Consider the following 26,998-nt stretch of genomic DNA (forward strand, 5'->3'; position numbering starts at 1 on the left):
GTGAGCTGGGTTCAGAACGTCGCGAGACAGTTCGGTCCCTATCTGTTGTGGGCGTCGGAAGTTTGAGGGCACCTGACCCTAGTACGAGAGGACCGGGTTGGACATACCTCTAGTGTGCCTGTTGTGGCGCCAGCTGCATCGCAGGGTAGCTATGTATGGATGAGATAAGTGCTGAAAGCATCTAAGCACGAAACTTAGCCCAAGATGAGACTTCCTTTAAGGGTCGTTCTAGACCAGAACGTTGATAGGCTGCAGGTGTAAAGTCAGTAATGACAAAGCTGAGCAGTACTAATTACCCGTATGCTTCCTTCACACGATGACTAACAACATCCGCTTCAGCTGTGTTTTCTTCCTTTATGTCAAAATATAAACCCTGACCACGCCTCAGGGTAAAATCTTAATGGTGACTCTAGCGGTGGGGTCCACCTCTTCCCATTCCGAACAGAGAAGTTAAGCCCACCAGCGCAGATGGTACTGCAATTCCTGTGGGAGAGTATGTCGTCGCCTAAACCCCATGTCCCGGACTTGATCCGGGATCAAACCCCGGACTCGTTCCGGGGTTTTTTTATTTCTCCCCCCCTGCCCCGTTCTGTACCATAAACTTACCGTTATTTCGTTATCTTTGACCAACAATTTCAGGTGAATGTTATGCGTAAGGTAATATGCTTCAATGGCTTGCTGGTCTTTTACCTGCTGTCACTGCCAGCCTTTTCCCAGGTCCCCGATACCATCCCCCCTGTAACCGATTCAAGCTATGTAAGTTATTTCCTTCCTAAGGATTTTGCCTTCACTCCTCCATCCTACCAACCCATCGATACAACCCTTACCTATTTTCAGAAATACGATCCCGCCTGTTACACCGCTAACCTCTACGCTACCCTCGGAAATATCGGACTGGCCTCCCGCGACCTGTCCTTCTCCCCTGCCCCTTCCCTTCAGTTCCAACCCCTGCTCCCGGCATTCGACCTTTACCGCTTCCAGCATGAAAATACCCGGTTCTACTCATCCGTCAAACCCTACAGCGAACTGTTCTTTGTCATGGGGAAATACCGTGAACAATATTTTACGGGTGACATCAGCGAAAGAATAGCAAAACACTTCATCGTGGGAATGAAATTCCGTTTTCTGAATGCCTTCGGCGGATACCCACGTCAAAGATCAGATGATAAAAACGTGGTACTGAAAATAAATTACTTCACCAAAAACCAACGCTACGGAATCATCGCTGATTATATCCATAATAACCTTACCCTGCAGGAAAACGGTGGCATAGAATATGACTCGGTCTTTGAAGAAAAAATTGAGACCGACCCTAAAAGAATATCCGTCAACCTTACCTCATCACAAAATAAATGGAAAGAAAACAGCTTTCGCCTCTCTCACTATTTCAGCCTGACCAGGCCGGCTGATACCGTCACGGAAAATGTCAGAATCGCAAAAGTTTTCCAACCGGGAAGCATCGCGCACACCTTCAAGATTACAAAAACAATCCTGAATTACACCGATGATAAAGTTGATACACTTTTTTACCCCGCAGTTTACCTCGATAGTGCCAAAACTAATGATTCCCTTCAAATCAGTTCCATGGAAAACACATTCGCCTGGTCCAATTCACGAAACAGCTCCACCCCCGTCATCCTCACCCTCGGTGTCAGATACCAGTACAACAGGATCCGGTTTTTCTCCCACGACTCATCCCTTTTTTCCTCCGACCTGAACCACATTTTCTACAACGCCCATCTGACGCTCCGGCCCTTTAAAGGATTGGAAATGAACGGTGAGGCTGAACTATCACACGGCGACTATCATAAGGGAGATACACGGATAACAGCACAGGTGACGAAAACTTTCCGGCCCGGTGTGAAAGATTACCTGCTCAGCGGTACCATCTCATTCATCAACAGAACCCCCTCGTGGTACAACAGCTTTTTTGTGTCGAACTACTTCCGCTGGGATAACTCATTCGACAAGGAAAAGCTGCTGCATGCCGGTGTGACTGGCGTTCTTCCCTATGTTGACATTGCAGGAAATTACTACCATTATTCACGCTATGTCTATTTTGGATTGGATGCCCTTCCGGCCCAGACAGAAAAGAACCTGGATGTTATCCAGATAAAGGCCCACAGCCCCTTCCACCTTCGGAAAGTGACGCTGGATGCCTGGCTGACCTATCAATTCGTCTCGCAGAAGGAAATCATGCACCTGCCTGAACTCACAGCCGACCTGAGCGCCTATTTCAACCAAGACCTGTTCAAAGGAGCATTGAGCACACAGCTTGGATTTGACATGCATTACCGGAACAGCTACTATGGAAACGCTTACATGCCCTCCTCCCGGGTGTTTTATCTCCAGCAGGATAAAAAATTACCCCCGGTGCTCCTCCTGGATATCGTCTGGAAATTCAAGGTGAAGACAGCACGCTTCTTCCTGCTCTATCATCATCTGAACAGCCTCTTTGGCAAGCCTGATTATTATTTTACACCCCATTACCCGCTTCAGGACGCCCGGTTCAAATTCGGGGTAAGCTGGCGGTTCCAGGACTGAGGATATCTGATGAAACGATTAACCGATATTTGATTTGAGATTTGATTTGAGATTTGATTTGAGATTTGATTTGAGATTTGATTTGAGATTTGATTTGAGATTGAAATCAGAAATCAGATATCTGTTAATCGTTAATCATATATCACTTGAGTCCGCGTTGCTTCTTGATGTCCTGATAGGCCTGATTGAGTTTCTGGAACTTTTCCTTTGCCGCACGCTGAACATCCTCCCCCAGATGGCTGACTTTATCCGGATGATATTTAACGGCCAATCGCCGATAGGCCTTGTGAACCTCCTCATCACTTGCATCGGGCGAGATCTCAAGGATCTGGTAGGCACTGTCGGTTTCTTTGACGAACATGGCCTTGATCGACTGAAAATCCACTTCACTCACACCCAGGTAAGTGCAAATGGTCCGTATCACCTGAAGCTCCCGGGGGTGGCTCTGCCCATCGGCCAGTGCAATTCCAAAAAGATAGTGAACCAGCTGCAACCGGGAGGGATGATCCATATAATAGCGGATCTGGACCGACACTTCCTGAAGATTGATCGGGCTTTCTAAAAGGTCACGCAATAAAAGAACAAGCTGCTCGCCTTTTTCCGGGCCAAACTGTCGGTACAAAAAGGCCTTGACGTACTCCAGCTCCGATTTCAGTACCTTTTCATCAGCCTTCATGACTGCAGCTGAGAGCACCAGCAGGCTGACACCGAAATCACCTGGCTGAGTAGCATTCCCCGGGTATTCGTACTTCCCGGATTGCATGGCGTCGAACATCGAGCCCAGGACGAGTCCGAGGATAACACCAATGGGTCCCCCCAGAACCCACCCCAGCCCGCCCAGGATCCATTTACCGTATTTTGCCATAATAAAAAAGCTACACCCTGCATGTCACAAGCTTAGGGCTATCTATAATTTATCAAGTTGACAGTTTAACAATTTGACAGTACGCCACTACCCGTTCATTCGAATCCTCTCGGTGAGTGGCAATCCGTACTCTTCTTCCATCCTGATATTCATTTTTTCAAGACTATCTAAAATGGGCTTATAGATTTCAGGCACCACGGGTATATGAACACCTTTGGCTCTGATGCGCCCCTCCAGAATCATTTCCACACCACAGGCAGCAGGCAGGGCAACGGTTCTGGCCACAGAGGTAGCTGTGCGCAACGTACCAAAGTCCAGCATCCTGGATTTGATCACCTCCTGTTTACCATCCGGATAACTGGCCACAAAGGTATGCAACATCACGACCATGTCCCTTTCGTCCGGCTGGATCATCATCTTTGCGATCATCAGATCCGAAATGATTTCAAACGGGCTGTCCTCCCTGCGATTTACCGGCTCATCGGAGAATAATCCCAGCCATTCCAGCGCCCTGACCGGCAGGGAGTCCACAGCCGTATCTAACCGGGAGGCAATCTTGTTTCGAAGCTGGTCAAGGTCCGTTTCACCTGTTTGCCTGGCCAGGAATCCTGCATAGGTAAGCCCTTCGAGGTTCATCTTTTCATACGATAACAGGCCGAGCCGTTTCATGGCGTCGAGGATCCCGCACCAGCCCTGGTAACGGAACGTGCCGCGGAATATCGTTTTTACTTCAGGAATTCCATAAAGCTCGGCATAAGGTAAGGAATCCCTGTTGGGATAAACCTCCAGAAGACCAACTCCCGGGAAAGCTACTTGAAGTGGATTCTTGAAAAGGTCCTCGGTCGGAATGTACCTGACATTTCCGTTCAGCAGGTATTTCCCGTCATTGTTGCCCGCCATGACGACACCCTTGGGGGCCCAGGTAAATTTATACCTGAATGGATTCTCCTCCACCTCCGGAGCTACCAGTGCACCGCAGAAAGAATAAAATTCATCTACCTTCCCTTCCTTCGAGTGAATATGATCAATGATGCGCATCGCCGACATATGATCGATTCCCGGATCAAGTCCAAGTTCATTTAAAATGATGATCCCGGCTTTTCGGGCTTCCTCATCAAGAGCACGCATCTCCGGCTTTACGTAAGAGGTAGTCAGCATGTCACGCTTAAAATGTATGCACTTCCTGGCAACCATCAAGTGATGGATATAGGGAAGCAGGCTGACGGTGAGGTCGTGCTGCTGGATCAGGCGGTCCAGCTCCTGCTCACGATCCACTGTCCATTCAACTGAGTTTCCATTGGGATGCCCGGCGATGATCGCATCAGCCTTCGACTTTGTTCGTGTGGCAACCGTCACCATGTACCCTTTGTTCAACAGATGCGTCACGATGGGTTTGACAACCATTCCCGCCCCGAGTATCAATACCTTTTTCATAGAGTTCGTATTTGATGATTGTTAATTAGCTAAAAGCTTCAAGCTACAGGATTTAAAAGAAGCTTGCAGCTTGTAGCCCTGCCTTTCGGCGGGGTCTTCGCTTGGCTTCGACTTGCAGCTTGTAGCTTGCAAATTGCGGCTATTTAAGAAATTTCGAAATGTACGCATAATCCGGAGTCAGCTCCCCTTTGTGCAGGATCATTGCCCTCTTGATGGGCGCAGGCAGCTCAATGTCGTAAAAATCCAGGGAATAATCAGCCCGGGTGATCGCGTTCATGTACTTCCACAGTGCTTCGCTGAACATGATGGAAGACTCACGGGGCAGTTCGGTTGGCAGAATATCCACGGCCATCACCAGAAGGCCCTTCCCTTTGAATCCCATGGTGGGCTTCCTTTCGAACGGATCGTAAACAAAAACCGGATCTTCAACCTCTGTACCTTTATGCGTGCATTCAACCGATCCATTCACATCACAGGTAATATCACCGATGACTTTAAGCTTGGGTTCTTTTTCGGCATAAAGCTGTTCCAGGAAATCCCTGGTGACAATCCGGGGATACCGGTCATCCCAGTACATCCCGTTGACCAGGATGCTCAAATGGGGAATATAGCGTTCAAACTGGTTCCTGTACTTCTGTTTACCATGGATGTAATAATCCTGCAGCTCAAAATTGAAAACAGGGTCGATGGGCTCCACCAGATCCGATTCTTTAAAGACAACCTTGTACAGCACATTTTTGGGCAAGTTGGGTCTGTTGTGCAACTCAAGCAACTGTTCAGGAGTGATTTCTTTGATGGGTAACAGCGACGCAATTTCCTGGGCTCCTGCGGAAACGTTTCCGTATCCTGTAAACCCAATCACCAAAGGTTGCAATTCGTCAGGCAATCCCTGCTCAAGAATTTCCTGCCCCACCTCGGAAATGATCCACCGGGCTTCATCCAGCGAGTCGTAATGACGGGCCTGTTTGATCCTCATAAAAGGAGTTTTCAGCCCTGCTACGTTCAGCCTTTCCCCGAAAGACCATAATGAATTGATCATACCTGCCAGCCCAGCATAACGTCCGAAGAAAATCAACCTCTTGCCCATCTCATCCGTAATACGTTCATAATCAATAAGATTACAGTTCAGCTCCATCATACGTCGTAACATCGGCATATTATAGGGCTGTCCTTTGATCACATGGGCGAAAATCATATATGTTTTTCCGTGCTCAAATGCCTCCAATGGTATTTCCTTGATTCCCATGATGACTGGACACGCTTCCATGGTTTGAACGATGTGCGCACCGGCATGGGCAAATTCGTGATCCTTGAAGATCCGTTTCTCCGACGACTGTACCTGTATCTCCAGGTGATAATCCTGCATAAGTTGATGGATATGCAACGGTATCAGGGGAACCCGACGCTCATATTTGTATTTATCTTCGATCCGGATGCCAAGGATATCATTCATAATCAAACACTTTAGGTAAATGAAGACGATTTTTCAACAAGAGTACAAATTTACGAAATTTAAGGATAGAAATCCTGGTAGTGTTATTAATTTAACAATGCGTTGTTTTATTTGTATTTGCTCTTAGCAGTCGTCTTCAAAATTTTTATAACTTTGCACCTTTCTTTCTTTAAAACCTATAAATACTGTAAATCAATTATTTAAACATATATTTAACTTTATGAAAGAGCAAAAACAAAAACATGTGTACTTCTTCGGTAACAAACAAGCAGAAGGAAATGCCGGCATGAAAAGCCTTCTTGGCGGAAAAGGAGCCAACCTGGCGGAGATGAACCTGATCGGGATCCCGGTGCCCCCGGGATTTACAATTACGACGGAAGTATGCACCGCCTATAATGCACAGGGTGGACATAAAGTCACGGAACTCATTAAGGATGAGGTGACCGAAGCGGTGGGAAAGATCGAAAAAATCATGAAGAAAAAATTTGGCGACAATAAGAATCCGCTTCTTCTTTCCGTCCGCTCCGGTGCCAGGGCCTCCATGCCCGGCATGATGGATACGGTACTGAACCTGGGACTCAACGATGAAGCCATCGAAGGGTTGACGCTAAAAACAGGCAACGAACGGTTTGCGTGGGATTCCTACCGGAGGTTCGTGCAGATGTACGGAGATGTTGTCCTGGGAATGAAGCCTGTCTCCAAAGAAGATATCGATCCATTTGAAGAGATCATCGAAAAACTGAAGGAAGAAAAAAATATCATCACCGACATCGAGCTAACGACCAACGATCTGAAGGAATTGGTCAAACGGTTCAAAACAGCGGTTAAAAAAGTCACCGGAAAGGATTTTCCTGCCGATCCGTGGGAACAGCTCTGGGGGTCCATCCTGGCGGTTTTCAATAGCTGGATGAATGACAGAGCCATTGTCTACCGTAAGCTGAACAACATTCCCGACGATTGGGGAACAGCCGTCAACGTCCAGGCAATGGTTTTCGGAAATATGGGTGATAATTCGGCAACAGGGGTTGCCTTTACCCGTGATGCGGCCACCGGAGAAAATCTGTTTAACGGTGAGTACCTCATCAATGCCCAGGGAGAAGATGTTGTTGCCGGTACCAGGACGCCTCAGCAGATCACCAGGGAGGGCTCCAGAAGGTGGGCCAAATTGCAGAATGTTGCAGAGGAAGATCGTCATGCGCATTATCCTTCCCTGGAAGAAGCGATGCCAAAACTTTACAAGGAACTTTTCAAGATACAGAACGACCTGGAAAGGCATTATAAAGATATGCAGGATCTGGAGTTTACCATCCAGGATGGCAAGCTGTGGCTGCTGCAAACCCGCAACGGCAAGCGTACTGGCGCCGCCATGGTGAAAATCGCCATGGATATGCTCAAGGAGGGCCTGATCAACAAAAAAACAGCACTGTTGCGTATTGAACCCAATAGGCTGGATGAACTTCTTCACCCGGTCTTCGACGGGGAAGCGGAAAGCAAAGCCACTGTGATCTCCAGGGGCCTTCCCGCTTCACCGGGAGCTGCCTACGGCCGAATCGTTTTCAATGCCGATGACGCCGAAGCCTGGGTCAGGGAAGAACACGACGATAAGGAATTAAGCAAGGTGATCCTTGTCCGTATCGAAACCTCTCCCGAAGATCTGGCAGGCATGCACGTTGCACAGGGCATCCTTACAGCCAGGGGCGGAATGACCTCGCACGCGGCTGTGGTGGCACGCGGTATGGGAAAATGTTGCATATCAGGAGCCGGCTCGCTTAAGATCGATTATAAATCGAAAACGCTCACAGCAAATGGCAAGGTTTACCGCGAGGGAGACTGGATCTCACTGAACGGATCCAGGGGATTCGTGTACGAAGGAAAAATCAAGACCAAGCATCCCGAAATGCACGGAGATTTTGCACGCCTGATGGAACTTGCCGATAAATATACCCGCATGTATGTGCGCACCAATGCCGATACGCCCCATGACGCCCGCGTGGCCAGGAACTTTGGTGCCAGGGGAATCGGTCTGTGCCGTACCGAACATATGTTCTTTGAAGGCGAACGGATCAAGGCCATGCGCGAGATGATCCTCGCCAGTGACGAAAAGGGCCGCCGTGAGGCATTGGATAAATTACTGCCCATGCAGCGAAGCGACTTCGAAGGTATCTTCGAAGCCATGGATGGCTTGCCGGTAACGGTTCGGCTTCTGGATCCGCCCCTGCACGAATTCGTACCCAATGAGGAAGAAAACCAGCGGGAACTAGCCACGGAAATGGGCATCACCCTGGAGGAAATCAAAACAAAGGTCAATGATCTCCACGAAGTCAACCCGATGCTCGGCCACAGGGGATGCAGGCTGGGAAACACCTACCCCGAAATTTCGGAAATGCAGGCAAGGGCTGTCATCGAAGCTGCCCTGAATCTGAAGGCCAGGGGAATCAATGCCGTCCCGGAAATAATGATCCCGTTGACAGGTACCCTGACGGAAATGAAATTGCAGGAAGATATTGTACGTAAAACAGCCGAAACGATCTTTGCCGAGCGCAACGACCGGATCACTTACAAGGTGGGTACGATGATCGAAGTACCCAGGGCAGCCCTGGTCGCTGACAGAATTGCTGAATCAGCGGAGTTTTTCTCATTCGGAACCAACGACCTTACGCAGATGGGATTTGGTTATTCACGGGACGACAGCAATAAATTCCTGCCCGTGTACCTTGCTAAAGGCATCCTCAAAAACGATCCATTCCAGATCCTCGATCAGGAAGGAATCGGACAGCTGATGGAAATGGCCGTCAGAAAAGGCAGAAAAACACGACCTGATCTGAAAGTGGGTATCTGTGGTGAACATGGCGGTGAACCCAGTTCAGTGGAATTTTGCAATTCCGTAAAAATGAATTATGTCAGCTGCTCGCCTTTCCGGGTACCCATTGCCCGTATTGCCGCCGCCCAGGCTGAGCTGCACCGCAAAATGGCCAGGAAAGAAAAAAAATTGGCAAAAAAAACATCTGCGGGAATTTAATCATTTCATAACACCTATTAATCTTAATTTATTATCATGGTATTTCCAGAGGATCTGTTATTAGAATTACAAAAGGCTCTTGAGGCTCACCCGAACGTTCATTCCAATCCTGAAAGAAGCGAAATGATTCAGCACGCGGTGAACAACCGCGAAGCCGTCATCTCTGAAAACGGTGCACTCGCCACCTGGACACCGCGGGAATCCACCGGAAGAAGCCCCAAGGATACGGTCACGGTCAGACGGCCGGAAAGCGAAAAAAACATCGACTGGACCTCGGCAAATAACATTGCCATCACCCCCGAAACCTTTGATATGCTTTTTGAGGATGCCCTGTCTATCCTGGCACGAAAACCGCAAATCTATGTGACCGACAGGGTTGTGGGTGCCGACTCAACCTATGCACTGCCTGTCAGAGTGGCCACTTCTGACGCACTTCAAGCTCTTTTTTCCGATAATATGTTCCGGCCCGTACCTGCCGACATCAACCGGAGTATCTTTAAAGACAGGGGATTTTACCTGGTACAAATGCCATACGACAAGCTGGATTCAGCCCGGTACGAAGGAAGGCTACGCAAGATGCCCGATGGGAAGACCTCCGATATGGCAGTGGCCATGGATTTTGACCGCCATCTGGGTGTGATCATCGGTTCAGCTTACTGTGGCAGTTTGAAAAAATTGATCTTCACGGTCATGAACTACTACCTCCCCCTGGAAGGGATCCTTCCCCTGCATTGCTCAGCCAATGAAGGGAAAAATGGTGACTCGGCCTTGCTGCTGGGCCTCTCCGGAACGGGAAAAACATCCCTGTCGGCCGATCCTGAAAGGGCTCTGCTCGGTGATGATGAACACGGATGGGATGATCACGGAATTGCTAATTTTGAATATGGCTGTTATGCAAAAATGATCAATATCCATCCGGTAAAGGAAAAAGACATCTACGATGCTGTGATGCATAACGACCATTACCTGAACCACGGAGCGATCATCGAAAATGCCATGATCTATCCTGATGGCCGGCTGGACTATTTTGACGACCGGTTCACACCCAATTCCCGCGCCTCCTATCCGCTCCGCTATCTGCGAAACATCAAGGAATCTTCCACTGCGGGACATCCCCGGACCATCCTGTTCCTGACAGCGGATGCCTACGGAGTACTGCCGCCTGTAGCACGCCTGAACAAGGATCAGGCTATGCTCTGGTTCCTGATGGGCTACACCTCCAAACTGGCCGGTACCGAAACAGGGGTCACCGAACCACAGGCTACTTTTTCCCGTTTCTTTGGACAACCTTTCATGCCCCTCAATCCTGATATGTATGCTGATATGCTGGGAGAAAAAATGGAAAAATTCAATACCCAGGTCTATCTGATCAACACAGGCTGGAGTGGCGGGCCCTACGGAGTAGGACACCGGATCGACATCAACCTCACACGAAAAATGGTAGACGCCGCTCTTTCAGGAGATCTTGAAAATGTTATTTATGAGCAAGATAAGAACTTTCACTTGCAGGTTCCACTGAGCTGCCCTGGCGTGCCTTCAGCCATCCTCCTGCCCCGGAACACCTGGCAGGATAAAGACGCCTATGACAGTACAGCGAAAAAACTGGCCAGACAGTTCTGCGATCATTTCGACAAAGCCTATGGAGGCAAGGACATAAAAGAGTCCATCGTGAGGCAGTGTCCGGGGAAATAATGACAGTGCTTCTTGAGCATTGGACAGTATGGTCAATGCTGATTTCTTTCAGCTTATTTCTCCTTTCTCCTCTCTCCTCTCTCCTCTCTCCTCTCATCGTGGTGATACTTCTCGTTCCGAAGGATCGTCATCGCGCGGTAGAGCTGTTCGGTAAAGATCAGCCTCACCATCTGGTGGGTAAAGGTTAGCCTGGATAAGGAAAGCGAATCATTGGCCCGGTCGACTACAGCCTGATCGAAACCAAAAGGTCCCCCGGATACGAAAACACAATTCCTGATCCCTGAATTCATCAGCCTTTGCAGGTGAGAGGCCAGCTCAACGGAAGACAGCTGGGTTCCCGCTTCATCCAGAAGGATGACATGATCATCAGGCTGAAGATGACGCAGGATCAACCTGGCTTCATTTGACCTGACATCAGCGGATGCGCTGCTTTTAATCGTTCTCGGAACATCGAGGGTAATGGATTCAAACGAAATGTAATGCCGGAGTCTCTGCTCATAGAGACTCGTGCCTTCACTCAGGTACCTTTCACCTGTTTTTCCGACCATGATGAATGTTATTTTCATCGCTGAATGCTTAAGATTCCTTTTAATATATTCGCTTTAACGTTTAAATTTGTGGTTCACCCGGAGAAAAAGCATCTTTGGTTTAAAATTTGTTGCTTTTGGGGATTCATTTAAAATCTGGCCAGGTTATGAAAATCTATTCAATATTACTCATTATTTTCCTTTTCGGTATCCATTTGCATTCGCAACAGCCTGTGGAGGTGTCCGAACAGGTCGCACAGGCGGTCAGGCTGGGTAATGCTGAACTTCTTTCCACATTTTTCGGCGCCTCCGTCGATATCACGCTTATTAAGACAGAGGGCACCTACAGCAGAACCCAGGCCATGCTGATCATGAAAGATTTTTTCACCCGGTATCCCCCTTCCGGTTTTGAAATCAAGCATCAGGGCTCATCCGACAACGGATCGCAATACATGATCGGCAATTATACTTCAGGTAACGCTACCTACCGCACCTATATCCTGTTGAAAAAAGTTGCTGAGGCATTCATCATTCAGCAAATCCGGTTTGAAGAAGAATAAAGGGAATTTCCATGGAACTTGATACAACCATTAAGCTGGCGCTTCAGGAGGATATCGGGCCGGGTGATTACACCAGTTTGGCAACCGTTCCCGGAAAAGCCGACCGGAAGGTACACCTTTTAATTAAGGAATCCGGTATTCTGGCAGGCATTCCGATTGCCTTAAAGGTATTTGCCCAAGTCGATCCGGGCACCCGCGTGAATGTTTTCCTGGAAGATGGCACTCGGGTTCAAAAGGGTGACATTGCGTTCATTGCTGAAGGAAAAGCCATCTCCATGCTGACTTCTGAAAGGGTTGCGCTGAATTTCTTGCAGCGAATGAGCGGAATAGCAACCTACACACGCCAGATGGCCGATCGCATTGGTGATCTGCCAGCCCGGATCATGGACACCCGAAAAACGACCCCCCTCCTGCGTGAGATTGAAAAATATGCCGTCCGTGTGGGAGGAGGACTCAATCACCGCTTCGGACTGTACGACATGATCCTGATCAAGGACAACCACGTGGATTTTGCAGGAGGCATCGGAAAGGCCATCTCACTTGCAAGAAAATATCTGGAAACAAAACACCTTCAACTGAAGATCGAGATTGAAGTGAGGAATCAGTCTGAGCTCGCGGAAGTGCTGGAAGTGGGAGGCGTGAACCGCATTATGCTCGATAATTTCAGTCCTGCAGAACTGAGAAAGGCAGTTGAAAAGATAGGCAACCGATATGAGACCGAGGCCTCCGGAGGCATAACGCTGGAAAGTGTGCGTGATTATGCTGAAACCGGGGTGGACTTCATTTCGGTCGGCGCACTCACCCACCATATCCGCAGCCTGGATATGAGCCTGAAAGCGATAAAGGACTGAATCCCTGCAAACGATCACACCATGCCAACCGCCTCAAAAAAAACAATCGTAATCCTGGGTGCTGGTTCCATGGGGACAGCCCTGGGGCACATCCTGGCTGAAAAGGAAGAACTGAAGGTTATCCTGCTCACCATTGAGCCTGAAGTGGCCGACTCGATCAACAACTTGAATTCCAATCAGAAATACTTTCCCAATATCCGGCTGAGCAAGAATCTGAAGGCAACCCTTGGAGAGTATGTCTTCCGGGATGCAGATATCCTTTTCCTGGCCATTCCCTCCGTGGCCGTGATGGATTATATACTTCAAAATCGTAAATACCTGAACAACAGTACGATTCTTGTCAATCTAGCCAAAGGATTCGCCAACAATAACCAGGTGATCGCTGAAAACCTGATGGAACTGTTGCCCAATCCGGTCTGCTCAATGAAAGGTCCGGCCTTTGCCAGAGACATGATCGGAGGATCTCCCACCGGATTTACCCTGGCCAGCCACCATACGGAGCTCTGGCCGGTTTTCGGGGAACTGTTTTCAGAAACATCGGTTTATCTTGATTATACAAACGACCTCAGGGGTGTGGAAATACTGAGCATCCTGAAGAACATCTATGCGATCGTGCTCGGGATCGTGGATGCCCATTACAATTCGGCAAACCTTAGATTCTTGTTGCTTACGAGAGCATTCAACGAAATGCGTCATGTGCTGTTATTTTTCGGCGGGCAACAGGAAACACTCTTCAGGTATTGCGGTTACGGTGATTTCAGCCTGACCGCCCTGAATGACCTGAGCAGGAACCGCACCCTGGGATTGCTCATCGGAAAAGGATTCTTTACGGAAGACATTTCCAGCCGGGTGGTTCTGGAAGGACGTATGGCAGTGAATATTTTTTATGAAAAATTGCTGCGCGAAGGTGTCCCTGATGACAAAATACCTCTGATGAAACAATTGTACTACGTGCTGAACAATAACTTGCCCGTTCAGGAAATGATCCGGTCATTGCTGAGCAAGGATCTCAGTGATGCATATCCGGACGATTAAAGCCGGAGGTCTATCCCTGTAAATTTCTTCAGGTAGTAGACCACCCACTCGTTGATATCCTCCGATATTCTGCAGAAAATGATCAGCATCATAAATACGGTGCCGATGACCATGCTTCTGATCAGGATATCCACCATCAGGTTGGTCATGGAAGGTAAGAGCCGGCTGACCAGAAAGGCAATCCCACCGAAAAGAATGACCAGCAGGAATTTATGGTTGTACGGCATCATCCCGAACCTGTATCTTACAAAAACGATGATGGCGATGTTCACGATCACTTTGGTAAGGAGGAACGACAAGGCAGCGCCTGTGATTCCAAAAAGCGGAATGAATAAAAGGTTGAACCCGATGACCAGCACGGCCATCAACAGCAGGTAATACGTTCCGTATTTATAAAATCTGGAGTTGGAAACGATGACATAGCTGACACCGATGGCCATGTCGGTCAGAAAACCCGTACCAACCAGAAGGATGACCCATTTACCCGATATAAACTCAACCGGCAGGATACGGTAAATATTATCCAGATTTCCCTGGATGCCTGCAAGCAGGAGGAGACCGATGATCAATTGATTGAGACAACTTTTATACAACAGGCTGTTCAGGGCAGTCGTGTCATTGTTCTTCCACGCGTCAGCAACGATCGTGGAAGATATCTTTGTCAGGGAGCGGGATGGCATCGTGACAAGGATTCCGAAAAAATACGTGGTTGTATAGATCCCTGTTGCGCTTAAGCCCAACATACGGTCGATCATGATCCGATCAATGTTAAGCGTAAAAATGCCGCTGGCGCCGGCAATGACGCCAAACAGGCTTATGCCGGCCATTCCGGCAACCAATTTCCTGTTCAGGAAACCGGGTTCGGGTTTCAGGTGGAACTCCCCGGCTTTCAGAAGGTAAAAAAGGATGACCAGCATTGGGACAGCAAAGCAAAGAACGTACAGGTTCACAAACCGGTGAAAGCTGAACAGGGCATAGATGAAGAGGACCGTGAGAACAAGGATGAGCAACCGTTGCACAAATTCCTTGAGAACGATTCCAATGACCGCATTGTAAAGTACTTTGTAATAATGGTCCAGTGCATTGAAGAATACGGTGAAAAAGGTTAGTGGGATGATGTAGTCGATATAATCCACAAACAGGGCCGATTTGGCTGTACTGCTTTCAATCAGCATTCCCCGCACCGCAAGGTACAGGAGCAGTGAAATCAGAAAGCCAGCGGTTGTAACGGTAATCAACAGGAAAACGAATCCGTGATGATGGTTGTCCTTATCGCGGAAGTAAGTGAAATAGCGTGTAGTGGCACTGATAAAGCCAAGCGAGGAGAGCTGGGCAAAGATCATGGCATAAGAAAGAAGCAGTCCGAGTAACCCGATCTGGGCTGTAGTAAGAAACTTTGGGAACAGGACTGCGGTTGTGATGAATCCGAGCAGGACACCCAGATAAGTGAAAACAGTACCGATGATCGATTGTTTACGGATAATGCCCATGGGTCAAAGTTAAGACAAAATCAAAGATCAACTTATTCCATTGTCCCTTCTATAAGCCTGACCAGGGCCCGTTCACGGTCTGAAAGTGAGAAGTTCTCGATGATCCGCTGTCTGGCAGATGCTCCCAAAGCCTTTCGACGACCAGGGTCCATTGAAAGAATATTTTTGACTTTTTCCAGAATAGCCTGCTCATCCCGTTTGGGAACAACATAGCCAGAATCACCGATAATGGATGCAATTGCGCCAACATTGGATCCTATCGGGATGCATTCACATAACATGGCTTCACACAGCGCATTGGGAAATCCTTCCGATACAGATAGTTGTAAATAAAACTCACTCCCCGATAGCAACGCTTTGATACGGTCTGCCGATAGGAAATCATAGCACCGAACATTCTTCAGATCAGGAGGGATCTTTGTCTTCATATACGCAGAAATCCCTATAATGATGAATTCAGACTGCGGAAGATTTCCGGCAAGATGACAGACCAGATCCATACCCTTCAAAATAAACCTTGTTTCATTGGGTATGGTCCCAACCGTGATAAATGAATTTAGGTTACGGGACACGAAATGATCACGATTCCAGAATTCCGGATCAAAACCGTTATAAATGACCGTGTGCGGTGTGGTAAGTTTGGGGAAAAAATACCTGAATCCCTGTTTGGGGTAAGTCGTCTCGGTATCGTAAGAATAATCACTGAGAGCTAGCGAATGATCGACCGGCGCCAATCTTGTGCAAAGCTGATAGGACCATTTGATGAAAATTCTCAACAAAGGTTTGCGAAGGCTTCCGTAATTCAGTTCCGGAAAAGAAACACAATCTGTCCCGCCCGGTATGATATACACAGGCCGGTTGAAAAGCTTGCCGAAAAGGGAAGGGATCAGCGACCAGTATCCCCCGAACATGACGATGATGGCTTTGGCGGAATGCAGATAGCGAGTGATTTCCACTGCCTGCCGGAAAAATAGCAGAGGTATCCTGATTTTTGGTGACCAAGGATAAAGCAGCGGAATAACCGTATAGGATCTTAAAAGGAAATTGATATCCCGCTGAACAAAGGTCGGATTCCCCGGTGCAATGTAGATCAGTTTACCTTTGCTTTTCATTCAGCAATGCTATCTTATTGATAACCAATAAAATATTCTTAACAGGAATTTACGCCTGATGATATGGTTTTTTGCACAGGGAGAAATCCTTTCCAGTTCGTTCAGGCTGGTCAGGATGATTTCCACATAATCTGCTTCCCTGTTAAAAAGAGAATATGTTACATAGCTTTTGAGTATGAGCCCGTTCGTAAAGGCATTTCTTGTGATCAGATCCGCATGAACTTCCTGGTCGATGATCTGGAGCTTGTCGGGATGATATTTCCGAAAATACCTGACAATCAAAGGATGCGGGATATTGATAAAGATGACTGAATCGTCATGCATATGTCTTTTCAGTAGAGCAAACAGCTTCGGATGCTGTTCGACAGGGATGTGTTCCAGGACATCTGCGAGTACGACAAAATCAAATGTACCAGGATAAATGAAATCCTGCATGTCGCTTACCACAAATTCGACCTTGCTGGAATTCCCCAATCGTTTTCTGGCAATGGAAATGCTTTTCTCACTGATGTCGGCCGCAACAACCTTCCCTTGTTTCAAATAGCCGTGAACAAGGCCGGTAAGCGAGCCTATTCCACAGCCGACTTCCAGCAGGGTATGATTCCTTTTTAAGCCAGCCTTTATCAGCCTGCGGAAAAGATGATAATGCCTAAGGTTGGTCCCTTTATCTTCCTGACTGTCCGTATAACCATCATAAAAACCGGCAATCATTTCAGATGAAACAGGGATGCTGTTCGACGGCGGAAAATCACTTTCAATGTTCATTGTTCAATCTTTTAACCATTAGCCCGGTAAGGTATCGGCGTGTGTATTGTAATATTCTGGAATCATCGACCGATAATCCACCGCTAAGGAATTCACGGTAGAGCTGGTTAACGATCTTTTCCAGGGAAGGAATATCATGGGAATTGCAAATATGACCAGACTGGGCATCTTTGATGATCCCTGCTGCGTCTCCATCCTCCGGTCCAATGCACAGGATCGGACGCTTCGCCGCCAGGTATTCAAAAACCTTACCGGTGGCAATCAGTTTCGCATTCGGAGTGTCATTGATCACCAAAAGCAGCAGTTGCGACCGTTTCATCTCCTTCACCATGGCATCGTGGTTCAGGTATCCCATCCGGTTCAGGTTCTCCTCCAGCCCATACTCCCGGATGGAATCCATTACGTGAAAGTCCACCTGTCCCACCAGTTTGATCTCCAGGTCATTACCAAAAGGCTGGTTTTTGGTTTTTAACTCGGAGAGCGTTTTCCAGAGAGCAACCGGATCACGGCCTTTCCCAAGAGATCCGAAATGGGCAATACTGAATTTTGCGTCGGGCGTAACCTCCTCGGTTTTGAAATCATCCTCATCATAACCATTGGTGATCACAGTGTAGGGTCTGTTGACCAAACGCCTGAAGTCAATTTCCATCCCGGGGCTTATGACCGTGACCTGATCGGCTGTTTCAAGCACCTGTTTTTCCAAACGGTGATGTTTTTGATCAGCCCATCGCATCAACGGAAGTTCATGGTAAAAATCCACGCTGGTCCAGGGATCCCGGAAATCGGCCAGCCATGGTAAATGAACAGTCTTCTTTAATTTCAGTCCTATCAAATGAACCGACATGGGGGGACCGGTGGTCACCACCACATCCACCGGATGTTCTCTCAGATATCCGGTCAAAAACCTGACAGAAGGTTTGATCCAGAATTTCCGGGCATCCGGGATGAAAAAGTTGGCACGGATCCATAATAAAAATTTGTCCATCCGGCCTGCGGCCTTTTTTTCGCTCAGGAACCCTGCGCCCATGCGGTCTTCTTTCTTTCGGCCAGTCAGTTTCTTATAGATATCAAACGGTTCCCAGATTGGGCATCGAATGATATCCTGCCCTTCCGGAACATCTTTCTGCAGGGAAGCATCGTATTCAGGGTATTCCGGATTTTCAGGGACGAATACCACGGATTCCCAACCAAATGCACGCAGGTATTTGACAAACTTGAGCCATCGCTGTACCCCGCTACCTCCGCTGGGAGGCCAATAATACGTTATGATCAGCGCCTTTTTCAAACATTCCGGATTAAACAAATCCTCACCTGCTATTTCCCCTTCTTTGGCACATCCACCCGGATCATTCCTTTTCGGATTTCCAGGTAACCGACTGCAAGAAGCAAGAGAATGAGGACCAGTGAGCCGATCAGGGAAATTGTTTCACCCAGATAATAAGCTCTGGGTTCAAACATGAATTCAATGGTATGCTCTCCGGCCGGGACAATCATCCCCCGCAATACATAATCAGCACGGAAATAGGGGTATTCCGTGCCATTAATGTAAGCATTCCATCCTTTGGGATAATAAACTTCCGAAAAAACAGCCAGCTGGTCGGTCGTTGACTGGCTCTGATACGAGAGGTAATCAGGCTTGTGGGTTGTCAGCAGGATTGCTGCTGACGTGTCAGATCCGGGTGTGAAGCCATTCAGCCTTTCCGCATAGGTTCGGTTGACGATCACGGTTTGTGCCGGATCAAAATCTTCCATCCGTTGAATTTCTTCATCCGCATCATCCACCATTGTTACCTGCCGAACGAACCAGGCATTCCCCAGTGCGTTCGGATTCACCAGGGGTTCACTGTCCGGATTGTAAATGATATACCTGGTGTTGAGCATATTGATGGCTTTCATCTTATTCAGGGCAGTGTTCAGGGAGGTGAAGTCAGGTTGAGCAGAAAATACCTCTACCAGCTGTTCTCTTTCTTTTGCAATCCGGTAGTCGTATAATTCCTGGAACCTCCTGAGCTTGGCGGCGTGATAGCCTCCGATGTTCTTATGGAAAAACGATGTACGAGCCGACTTATCAAAATCCTCTGTCAGGTTCCATACACGGAATTGGCCGGACTGATCCTCAAGGATCTTCAGGTCGGCCGTTGTTGCCTGAAATGGTTTTTCAATGGCTGCTTTCCTGACAAAGTGGTCCGAATTGAAATAACGCTTATTGACTGTCCACATATCCACCAGGATCAGTAATCCGAGAGCCATGAGCAGGACAGGTTTTTTAATTTTCCCTGATAAGAAAAACCAGAGCAGGCCAAAAGTAAGGGCAATAAAAACCAGGGCACGGAGGACATCCATCCTCAGCATCCGCTGCCGGTCGTTGCGCAGGGCATCCATTAACCAGTCAGGTAATCCGTACTGGCTGTCACCCGGACCGGAAAAACTGAACAGCGAACCTGCGAACAACAGTAAAATCAATGAAAGTCCTGCCAGGCAAGCGAATGAAAAGTTCAGGATCTTTCTCAGCCTCACTTTATCCATCTGCCCGCTGATCATTCGCTGCAAGGCCAGGAAAGCCAGCAACGGGATGGTCAGTTCTGCGATCACCAGGGTCATCGAAACAGCGCGGAATTTATTATAAAGGGGCACGTGTTCAAGGAAAAAATCGGTCAGGGGCATGAAGTGGCGTCCCCAGGCCAGAAGGATGGAAAGCAGTGTAGCTGCTACGATCCACCATTTTACGGGTCCTTTGACGATAAAAAGACCGGTAATAAAAAGGAAAAGAACGATGGCCCCTGCATAGACAGGTCCGGAAGTGAAAGGTTGGTCACCCCAGTACAGGGGCAGCTGCCGGATGATCTGCTGGCTGTTGGGAATGTTGTTATCCGTAAGGATTCGATAGGTTTCCGAATTCTCCCCCAGGGAACCTGTGGAAGATCCTCCGTAAAGGTTTGGGAAAAGAAGAGTCAGGGTTTCGGTCCGGCCATAGCTCCAGGCGGTGACATAGCTTTTATCCAATCCGGATGTTTGATCGGCCTTATTGAACGAAAGCTCTGACTTGCTTCGTATGGAGTATTTGCTTTGTTCCATGGCTGTCCACAGGCGGGATGTGTTGACCCCAACTGCAAGGATAGCGGCCATGATCAGCACAGAGGAAGCTTTGACGAAATGGAGGTAGGTCTTTTCACGTACTGTTCTGACGATCTCAGCAAGAGCAAGAAATACGACAATAAGCATCAGATAATAGGTGATCTGTATGTGGTAGGCATAGATTTCCAGGCTGAGGAACAAGGCTGTCAGAACGCCTCCGAGAATGTATTTTCCTCGGAATGTCAAAATAATACCTGCCAGAACAGGAGCCATGTAACCAATGGCATGGGCTTTTGAATTGTGCCCTGCTCCCAGAATGATGAAAAAGTAGGACGAAAGGGCAAATGCGAGGGCACCCACGATACTCGTCCATTTATCCACCCGGAGGATCAGAAGAAGGATGAAAAAACCTAAAAAATAAAGAAAAACCAGACCGACAGGATGGGGCAATCCAAGCTGCAGGATCCGGTCGATGTGCGAAACCAGGATCGCTGGAAACTTTGTCGAAATCAAATAGGCCGGCATTCCGCCAAACATCGCATTCGTCCATAACGGCTCCTTGCCGGTGGCCTCCCGGTAGTCCACGATCTCCTTCGACATGCCGCGGAAATTGACCATATCGGTGGCCTGTATGGCCTTTCCTTCGAAGACGGGGAACATATAGGCAATCGTAAGGGCAGCAAAGATGCCAATAGCTATGAGGTACGGGTATACTTGCCGGAAGGTGATATTTTTCATAAGGTATTGGTGGTGAATGATGACGCGAATTTATAACATTTTTCGAGGTGGCTGATGTAAAAAAAAGAGGCTGTCCGGGATTGGGCAGCCTCTGAGATCATACTATCAACTGGAACTATAAAGTCATTAATCTATCTTTTATCGAGTCGTTCGTCTGATACCGTAAGTTTCTTCCTTCCTTTGGCCCTGCGCCTGGCCAGCACCTTGCGACCGTTATCGGTTGCCATTCGTTCCATGAAACCATGCTTGTTGCGTCTCTTGCGCTGCGATGGCTGAAATGTTCTCTTTGACATGATGCTTACTTTTTAAGGACTGCAAAATTAATATTTAATTCGATTGGAAACAATCTAAGGTAAAAAAATTAATTCGTGGTCATATACCCGGTGCTTCACACCTCGTGTTATTCATCGTTATTTCACTAAATAACAATCAATCACGCGAAGCACGAAGTGCTGAGCTAATGACCATTAATCACGCGAAGCACGAAGTGCTGAGCTAATGACCATTAATCACGCGAAGCACGCAGTGCTGAGCAAATGACTATGAATGACAACGTAGGCTTATTTCACCGGAACATTCTTCAACGTCTCGACCAAAAATTCCCAGAACTTCCCAACGGTTGCGATATTCACCTTTTCATCGGGCGAATGAGGATGGCGAATGGTGGGGCCAAAGGAAATCATGTCCCAGTGAGGATAGGCAGCTCCAAGGATGCCACACTCCAATCCGGCGTGGATCGCCATGATGGCCGGGACCTTTCCGAATTTTTTCTTATAGACGGCCAGCATTCCTTTTAAAATGGGAGAATCGGGATTGGGCTTCCAGCCCGGGTAACTGCCATCAAACCATACCTCAGCACCGGCCAGCTTGAACACGCTCTCAATGGCAAATCCCAGGTCTTCCTTGGCAGAATCGACCGAGCTCCGCATCAGGCATTGGATGTTGATCTGACCGTCAGAACATTTGATCGTTGCAAGGTTGCTGGAAGTCTCAACCACTCCGGGCATCGTATCGCTCATACGCACAACACCGTTCGGGCAGCCATAGACCGCACGGATGAATCGTTTCTGGGTTCTCCTGTCCATCACAAAAGCGGGAAGTTCCACCGGGATGGCTTCGATTTTCAGGGTCGGCTCGGTCACTGATAACTCATTCTTTACGGTCCGGAAAAACTCCTGGATACATTTTTCGAATTTCTTTTTGTTTCTTTCCGGAATGGTAAACACGGCGGAAGCATCACGGGGAATGGCATTGCGAAGGTTGCCTCCGTCAACGGATGTCAGCCTCATCTGATGTTTCTTCTCACAGTGCAGCAGGTACCGGAAAAGGATCTTGTTGGAGTTGCCCCTCCCCAGGTGAATGTCAATTCCGGAATGTCCCCCCTTCAATCCACCGATCAGCAGCTTATAGGCAATTCTGCCGGCAGGTACCTGTTCCTGCCTGAACTTCATGCGTATGTTGGCATTGGTCCCGCCTGCACACCCGACGTACAGCTCTCCTTCATCCTCCGAGTCCATGTTTAACAGGATATCACCCTTCAGAAGTCCAGGTTTCATTCCAAACGCCCCGGTCATACCCGTTTCTTCATCAATCGTGAAGAGGGCTTCCAGCGGTCCGTGATCAACGTCCTTTGACTCCAGGACTGCCATGGCAGCTGCTACGCCCATTCCGTTATCCGAACCAAGGGTGGTTCCCCGGGCTTTTACCCACTCCCCTTCAACATGCGGCTGAATGGGATCTGTCTCAAAATCAAACTCAAGATCGGTATTTTTCTGTGGCACCATATCCAGGTGACCCTGCAAAATCACACCCTTGCGGTTTTCCATTCCCGGGGTGGCCGGCTTCCTGATGATCACGTTGCCCACATCATCTACCCTGGTTTCCAATCCAAGACCCTTACCGAAATCCACCATGAACTGAATGACCTGATGCTCTTTCTTTGATGGGCGCGGAATCTGTGTCAGTGAATAAAAATGCTTCCAAACGTTCTTGGGTTCCAGATCCAAAATTTCTTTACTCATAAAATGATCTCCTTATAAAATTGTCATTTATTGTCATTTGCTCAGCACTTCGTGCTTCGCGTTATTCATTGCTAATGTTACTGCCAACCGCCAACTGGCTACCGGCTACTGGCTACCGGCTACTGGCTACTGATTCAGCATCACCGGCATGACCAGCATCAACAGATCCTCGACTTTGTTTTCATCATCAACCGGCAGGATAAGGCCAGCCCTGTTGGGGGCCGACATCTCAAGGCGAAGCTGCTCAGAGTCGACATTATTCACCATCTCCAGCAAAAACCGGGAGTTGAATCCGATTTCGATGGAATCCCCCTGGTAGCTGCAGCTCAGCCGTTCTTTTGCCTCATTCGAAAAGTCAATGTCCTCGGCAGACAGCACCAGTTCCTTACCGCTGATCTTGAGCCGGACCTGATGTGTGGATTGGTTTGCAAACAAAGCGATACGTTTGATGGAATTCAGGAAAGAAGACCGGTCGATGAGCAGTGTGTTGGGATTATCCCTGGGAATGACCGCCTCGTAATTGGGATACTTGCCTTCGATTAAGCGACAGACCAGGTTGACGTTTTCAAAACTGAAAAATGCATTGGTTTGGTTATACTCAATGGTGACCGGATATTCTTTATTGGCAAGAAGCGTCTTCAGCTGATTTAAAGGTTTTCTGGGCAGGATGAACGAAACGGTTTCCTCTGAGCGGGTATCCAGCCTCCTGTAACGTACCAGTTTATGTGCATCTGTGGCCACAAAGGTCAGATCATCGGGTGAAAGCTGGCAAAACACACCCGACATGACTGGACGCAACTCATCGCTGCCCGCAGCGAAAACTGTTTTGGTGATTGCCTTGGCGAGGGTGGAGCATTCAAGCGTAAGGGTAGTGGTGCTCTCTTTCACCGGGACTTTGGGAAACTCATCACTGTTGTGTCCCGTCAGTTTGTATTTACCCTCACCCGTTGAGATTTCCACACCAAAGGTCTCATCATTGATCGTGAACGTCAGAGGAAGATCGGAAAATGTTTTTAATATATCAATCAGGATCTTGGCCGGTATGGCAACCACACCGGGCTCTTCAGATTTCGTGGTCGGAATGGTCACGGTCATGGTCGTTTCCAGATCGGAAGCCGTGATCTCCAGCTGATCTTCTTTTAGCCTGAAAAGAAAATCATCCAGAATCGGAAGCGTATTGCTGGCATTCAGTACCCCGCTGATTGCCTGAAGATTTCTTAAAAGAGGAATACTCGATACGATGAACTTCATAATCTACACTGCTTTAATGATTAACTTTTGTAAAAATAGTATAAAATCTGAATCAAACATTTAAAAACGAAATATTTGCATATCAGCGATCAACTTGTCGATAAAATATTGATTTTTAACTTCTTAAGACTTCATAGGTTCCGTTTTCCCTGACCCTGATGATCATGGATGGTTTGAGTGTGTTGAGTTTGTCCCTGTTGAGGTTAACGACATGATCGACCTTATTGATCAGCTCTTTTGAAATATGACTGAACATCAGCGGAGTGGGTTCATCGGCAAAATTGGCCGAGGTTGATACGATCGGTTTGCCAAAAAAGCTGACCAGTTCCTTGCAGAAAGCATCTTTAACAATCCGGATAGCAACCGACTGATCGGCGGCAACGACATTTTTGGGCAGGTTCTTTGCCCCCGGATAAATGACGGTCAGCGGATAATCAATACTGGGCAGCAAATCCCAGATGATATCCGGTACTTTGTCGACATATTTTGCAAGCTTCTCCGGCTGATCAAGCAGGATGATGAAGCTTTTCTGAGCGGTTCTTTTTTTAAGCTGGCATATCTTCTCAACCGCCCGGTAGTTTGTCGCATCACACCCTATGCCCCATATCGTATCGGTAGGGTAAAGCATTGTACCGCCCGACCGGAGCACAGCGGTTGCTTTCAGGATCTCTTCCGTCATGAGCTGATTCTCTCCAGCAATTGGTTTATCTGTATCGTCATTGCGCATTTAAAATGTCTTTCAGGACAGGTTTGATGTCCGTGGATCCCGCAGGGTCTGCAGGTCAATCGCTCCCTGGTTTCGATCACGGAAGAATTTTCCGAAAGCGGCCCAAACCCGAAGGAGGGTACGGTCGAACAAAAAATGGCTGAAACCGGTGCATTTACCGCAGAGGCAAGGTGTTGCGGAGCTGAATCATTGACAAAATTCATCCTGGCCTCCTTCATCAAAACAGCTGTTTGTAGCAGGGTGAGTTTACCGGCAAGATTGATCACACGTGGATGGTGCGTCAGGCTGATGATCTGCCGGCACAGCTCCAGGTCCTGTGCAGATCCGATCAGATAGACGGTCAACCCGGCCGGAAGGGCATCGGTGAATTCAATCCACTTTTCAACCGGAAATTGTTTCGTATACCATAGGGAGGCTGGTGCTATACAAAGGTAATTCATATGGGCATACTGCTGAACGGCTGCCTGCTCTGTTGGGGCCGGGTAAAGGACCGGCCTTCGTAAAATGGGAATATTCAAATATTCAATCAAGGCAAGATTCCGGTCAACCTCGTGAATAAAATCACCATTCAGGGAAATCCTGTGCTTTGTACGATGGGCAAAGAAAAGTGAAAACGGATTCTTTGTAAAACCTGACGTATGATTGGCCCCTGATAAAGCAGTGATCAGGCCCGTTGATGCGAAACGCTGCACATTGATCACATGCCCGTATCTGTTTTGCCGGATGTTGTGGATCAGGCTCATCAGACGGTGGTATTTCCGGGTGGATTTGTCCCAAGGGATGATCCTGCGAAGGTAGGGATGTCCGGTAAACAGCTCTTCGTTGCCTTTCTTCAGCAGCAGGTCAATCCCGGCGCCGGGAAAAGAAGCATGAATGCTCTCCAAAACCGGGGTTACTAAAATGACATCCCCGATAGAAGCCGTCTGTATGACTAAAAATGACTCCACTCCTAATCAAAGATCAACAATGAATAACCAGCCACATCCACACCTACCCCTCTCCTATGCCTGCACCTTGAACTCCCTGAGAGCCTCGTTCAGGGAAATTTTCCGGTCGGTTGACTCTTTCCGTTTGCCAATGATCAGTGCACAGGAAACCTGGTATTCACCTGCCGGGAATTTTTTGGCATAGGATCCCGGTATGACTACAGACCGGGGAGGCACATAACCTTTCCATTCGGCAGGCTTTTCTCCGGTAACATCGATGATACGCGTTGACCGGGTTATGACCACATTGGCCCCAAGGACAGCTTCCCTCCCGATGCGTGCACCTTCGACGATAATGCACCGTGATCCGATGAAACAATCGTCTTCAATGACAACCGGTGCCTCCTGGATGGGCTCGAGAACCCCTCCGATGCCCACTCCCCCGCTCAGGTGCACATTACGGCCAATCTGTGCGCAGGATCCTACCGTGGCCCAGGTATCCACCATCGTCCCGCTGTCAATGTAAGCCCCGATATTGACATAGGAAGGCATCAGGATCACTCCGGGCGCGATGAAAGCTCCATACCGGGCAACAGCATGGGGAACCACCCTGACGCCAAGCGACGGGTATCCCTTCTTCAGACTGATCTTATCGTGAAACTCAAAAGGTCCGACTTCCGTGACCTCCATTTCCTGGATGGGGAAATAAAGGACCACTGCCTTTTTGATCCATTCATTGACCTTCCATACAGCCTCTCCGGTCGAATCACCCTCCGCGGGTTCTGCCACCCGGATCTCCCCACGGTCAAGTGACGCGATCACCTGGCGGATAGCCTGACGAACCCCCTCGTTCTGCAGTTCATCGCGGTGGACCCATACGCGTTCGATGATCGTTTTCAGTTCAGGTTCCATG

General features: G+C 48.3%; 21 protein-coding genes and 2 rRNA genes. 8 read left to right on the top strand and 15 right to left on the bottom strand.

Annotated elements, in window-relative coordinates; genetic code table 11:
• The 3 genes from PKI34_01220 to PKI34_01230 form a co-directional block, all read left to right on the top strand.
• Positions 1 to 313, top strand: a 23S ribosomal RNA gene (locus PKI34_01220); the annotation flags it as partial.
• An 86-nt stretch (positions 314 to 399) separates the two neighbouring features.
• A 5S ribosomal RNA gene (gene rrf, locus PKI34_01225) occupies positions 400 to 510 on the top strand.
• A 138-nt stretch (positions 511 to 648) separates the two neighbouring features.
• The gene (locus tag PKI34_01230; GenBank protein ID HNS16425.1) at positions 649 to 2,544 is read left to right on the top strand and encodes a hypothetical protein; all 1,896 of its coding nucleotides are present in this window, start codon (positions 649 to 651) and stop codon (positions 2,542 to 2,544) included.
• 142 nt (positions 2,545 to 2,686) lie between these two features.
• On the opposite strand, the gene PKI34_01235 is transcribed toward PKI34_01230, so the two are convergent.
• The 3 genes from PKI34_01235 to PKI34_01245 form a co-directional block, all read right to left on the bottom strand.
• The gene (locus PKI34_01235) at positions 2,687 to 3,409 is read right to left on the bottom strand and encodes a TerB family tellurite resistance protein (protein ID HNS16426.1); all 723 of its coding nucleotides are present in this window, start codon (positions 3,407 to 3,409) and stop codon (positions 2,687 to 2,689) included.
• Positions 3,410 to 3,496: 87 nt separating this feature from the next.
• The gene (locus PKI34_01240) at positions 3,497 to 4,843 is read right to left on the bottom strand and encodes a saccharopine dehydrogenase C-terminal domain-containing protein (GenBank protein HNS16427.1); all 1,347 of its coding nucleotides are present in this window, start codon (positions 4,841 to 4,843) and stop codon (positions 3,497 to 3,499) included.
• A 139-nt stretch (positions 4,844 to 4,982) separates the two neighbouring features.
• Positions 4,983 to 6,296, bottom strand: a complete 1,314-nt coding sequence (locus PKI34_01245) for a bifunctional lysine ketoglutarate reductase /saccharopine dehydrogenase family protein (GenBank protein ID HNS16428.1) — start codon at positions 6,294 to 6,296, stop codon at positions 4,983 to 4,985.
• 220 nt (positions 6,297 to 6,516) lie between these two features.
• On the opposite strand from PKI34_01245, the gene ppdK reads away from it, so the two are divergent.
• Positions 6,517 to 9,315: a pyruvate, phosphate dikinase gene (ppdK, locus tag PKI34_01250; GenBank protein HNS16429.1), complete on the top strand. Its 2,799-nt coding sequence runs from the start codon at positions 6,517 to 6,519 to the stop codon at positions 9,313 to 9,315.
• A gap of 36 nt (positions 9,316 to 9,351) precedes the next feature.
• Entirely contained in the window at positions 9,352 to 11,007 is a 1,656-nt protein-coding gene (locus tag PKI34_01255; protein ID HNS16430.1) for a phosphoenolpyruvate carboxykinase (ATP), read from the top strand.
• Positions 11,008 to 11,060: 53 nt separating this feature from the next.
• On the opposite strand, the gene PKI34_01260 is transcribed toward PKI34_01255, so the two are convergent.
• Complete coding sequence (locus PKI34_01260; GenBank protein HNS16431.1) at positions 11,061 to 11,573, bottom strand: 23S rRNA (pseudouridine(1915)-N(3))-methyltransferase RlmH; 513 nt, start codon at positions 11,571 to 11,573, stop codon at positions 11,061 to 11,063.
• Between the two features lie 128 nt (positions 11,574 to 11,701).
• Here PKI34_01260 and PKI34_01265 point away from each other — a divergent pair, with 128 nt between their 5' ends.
• The 3 genes from PKI34_01265 to PKI34_01275 are packed head-to-tail and all read left to right on the top strand — an operon-like array spanning position 11,702 to position 13,980.
• Positions 11,702 to 12,094, top strand: a complete 393-nt coding sequence (locus PKI34_01265) for a DUF4783 domain-containing protein (GenBank protein HNS16432.1) — start codon at positions 11,702 to 11,704, stop codon at positions 12,092 to 12,094.
• Positions 12,095 to 12,105: 11 nt separating this feature from the next.
• Positions 12,106 to 12,945: a carboxylating nicotinate-nucleotide diphosphorylase gene (gene nadC / locus PKI34_01270; GenBank protein ID HNS16433.1), complete on the top strand. Its 840-nt coding sequence runs from the start codon at positions 12,106 to 12,108 to the stop codon at positions 12,943 to 12,945.
• A gap of 21 nt (positions 12,946 to 12,966) precedes the next feature.
• Complete coding sequence (locus tag PKI34_01275; GenBank protein HNS16434.1) at positions 12,967 to 13,980, top strand: 2-dehydropantoate 2-reductase N-terminal domain-containing protein; 1,014 nt, start codon at positions 12,967 to 12,969, stop codon at positions 13,978 to 13,980.
• On the opposite strand, the gene PKI34_01280 is transcribed toward PKI34_01275, so the two are convergent.
• From PKI34_01280 to PKI34_01330, 11 genes are all read right to left on the bottom strand, one after another.
• A complete protein-coding gene (locus PKI34_01280; protein ID HNS16435.1) occupies positions 13,977 to 15,470 on the bottom strand; it encodes an oligosaccharide flippase family protein in 1,494 nt (497 codons plus the stop codon). The two genes, PKI34_01275 and PKI34_01280, sit on opposite strands and share 4 nt — an antisense overlap.
• Positions 15,471 to 15,502: 32 nt before the next feature.
• Positions 15,503 to 16,582, bottom strand: coding sequence for a glycosyltransferase family 4 protein (locus PKI34_01285; protein HNS16436.1), 1,080 nt, complete (start codon positions 16,580 to 16,582; stop codon positions 15,503 to 15,505).
• 9 nt (positions 16,583 to 16,591) lie between these two features.
• Positions 16,592 to 17,347, bottom strand: a complete 756-nt coding sequence (locus tag PKI34_01290; GenBank protein HNS16437.1) for a class I SAM-dependent methyltransferase — start codon at positions 17,345 to 17,347, stop codon at positions 16,592 to 16,594.
• Positions 17,337 to 18,632: a glycosyltransferase family 4 protein gene (locus tag PKI34_01295; protein ID HNS16438.1), complete on the bottom strand. Its 1,296-nt coding sequence runs from the start codon at positions 18,630 to 18,632 to the stop codon at positions 17,337 to 17,339. The genes PKI34_01290 and PKI34_01295 overlap by 11 nt, the downstream gene beginning before the upstream one ends.
• Positions 18,633 to 18,661: 29 nt before the next feature.
• On the bottom strand, positions 18,662 to 21,160 hold the full coding sequence (locus tag PKI34_01300; protein ID HNS16439.1) for a hypothetical protein: 2,499 nt from the start codon (positions 21,158 to 21,160) through the stop codon (positions 18,662 to 18,664).
• A gap of 131 nt (positions 21,161 to 21,291) precedes the next feature.
• Positions 21,292 to 21,453 carry a 50S ribosomal protein L34 gene (rpmH, locus tag PKI34_01305; GenBank protein HNS16440.1) on the bottom strand — a complete coding sequence of 54 codons (162 nt, stop codon included), beginning with the start codon at positions 21,451 to 21,453 and terminating at the stop codon, positions 21,292 to 21,294.
• A 267-nt stretch (positions 21,454 to 21,720) separates the two neighbouring features.
• Positions 21,721 to 23,181 carry an aminoacyl-histidine dipeptidase gene (locus PKI34_01310; protein ID HNS16441.1) on the bottom strand — a complete coding sequence of 487 codons (1,461 nt, stop codon included), beginning with the start codon at positions 23,179 to 23,181 and terminating at the stop codon, positions 21,721 to 21,723.
• A 126-nt stretch (positions 23,182 to 23,307) separates the two neighbouring features.
• Positions 23,308 to 24,432, bottom strand: coding sequence for a DNA polymerase III subunit beta (gene dnaN / locus PKI34_01315; protein HNS16442.1), 1,125 nt, complete (start codon positions 24,430 to 24,432; stop codon positions 23,308 to 23,310).
• Between the two features lie 115 nt (positions 24,433 to 24,547).
• Positions 24,548 to 25,159, bottom strand: coding sequence for an L-threonylcarbamoyladenylate synthase (locus tag PKI34_01320; protein ID HNS16443.1), 612 nt, complete (start codon positions 25,157 to 25,159; stop codon positions 24,548 to 24,550).
• A complete protein-coding gene (locus PKI34_01325; protein HNS16444.1) occupies positions 25,108 to 26,106 on the bottom strand; it encodes a glycosyltransferase family 9 protein in 999 nt (332 codons plus the stop codon). Before PKI34_01325 ends, PKI34_01320 begins: the two co-directional genes overlap by 52 nt.
• Positions 26,107 to 26,160: 54 nt before the next feature.
• A complete protein-coding gene (locus tag PKI34_01330) occupies positions 26,161 to 26,997 on the bottom strand; it encodes a 2,3,4,5-tetrahydropyridine-2,6-dicarboxylate N-succinyltransferase (protein ID HNS16445.1) in 837 nt (278 codons plus the stop codon).
• Position 26,998: the final 1 nt, after the last annotated feature.

The organism is Bacteroidales bacterium (assembly GCA_035342335.1).
Lineage (GTDB): Bacteria > Bacteroidota > Bacteroidia > Bacteroidales > JAGONC01 > JAGONC01.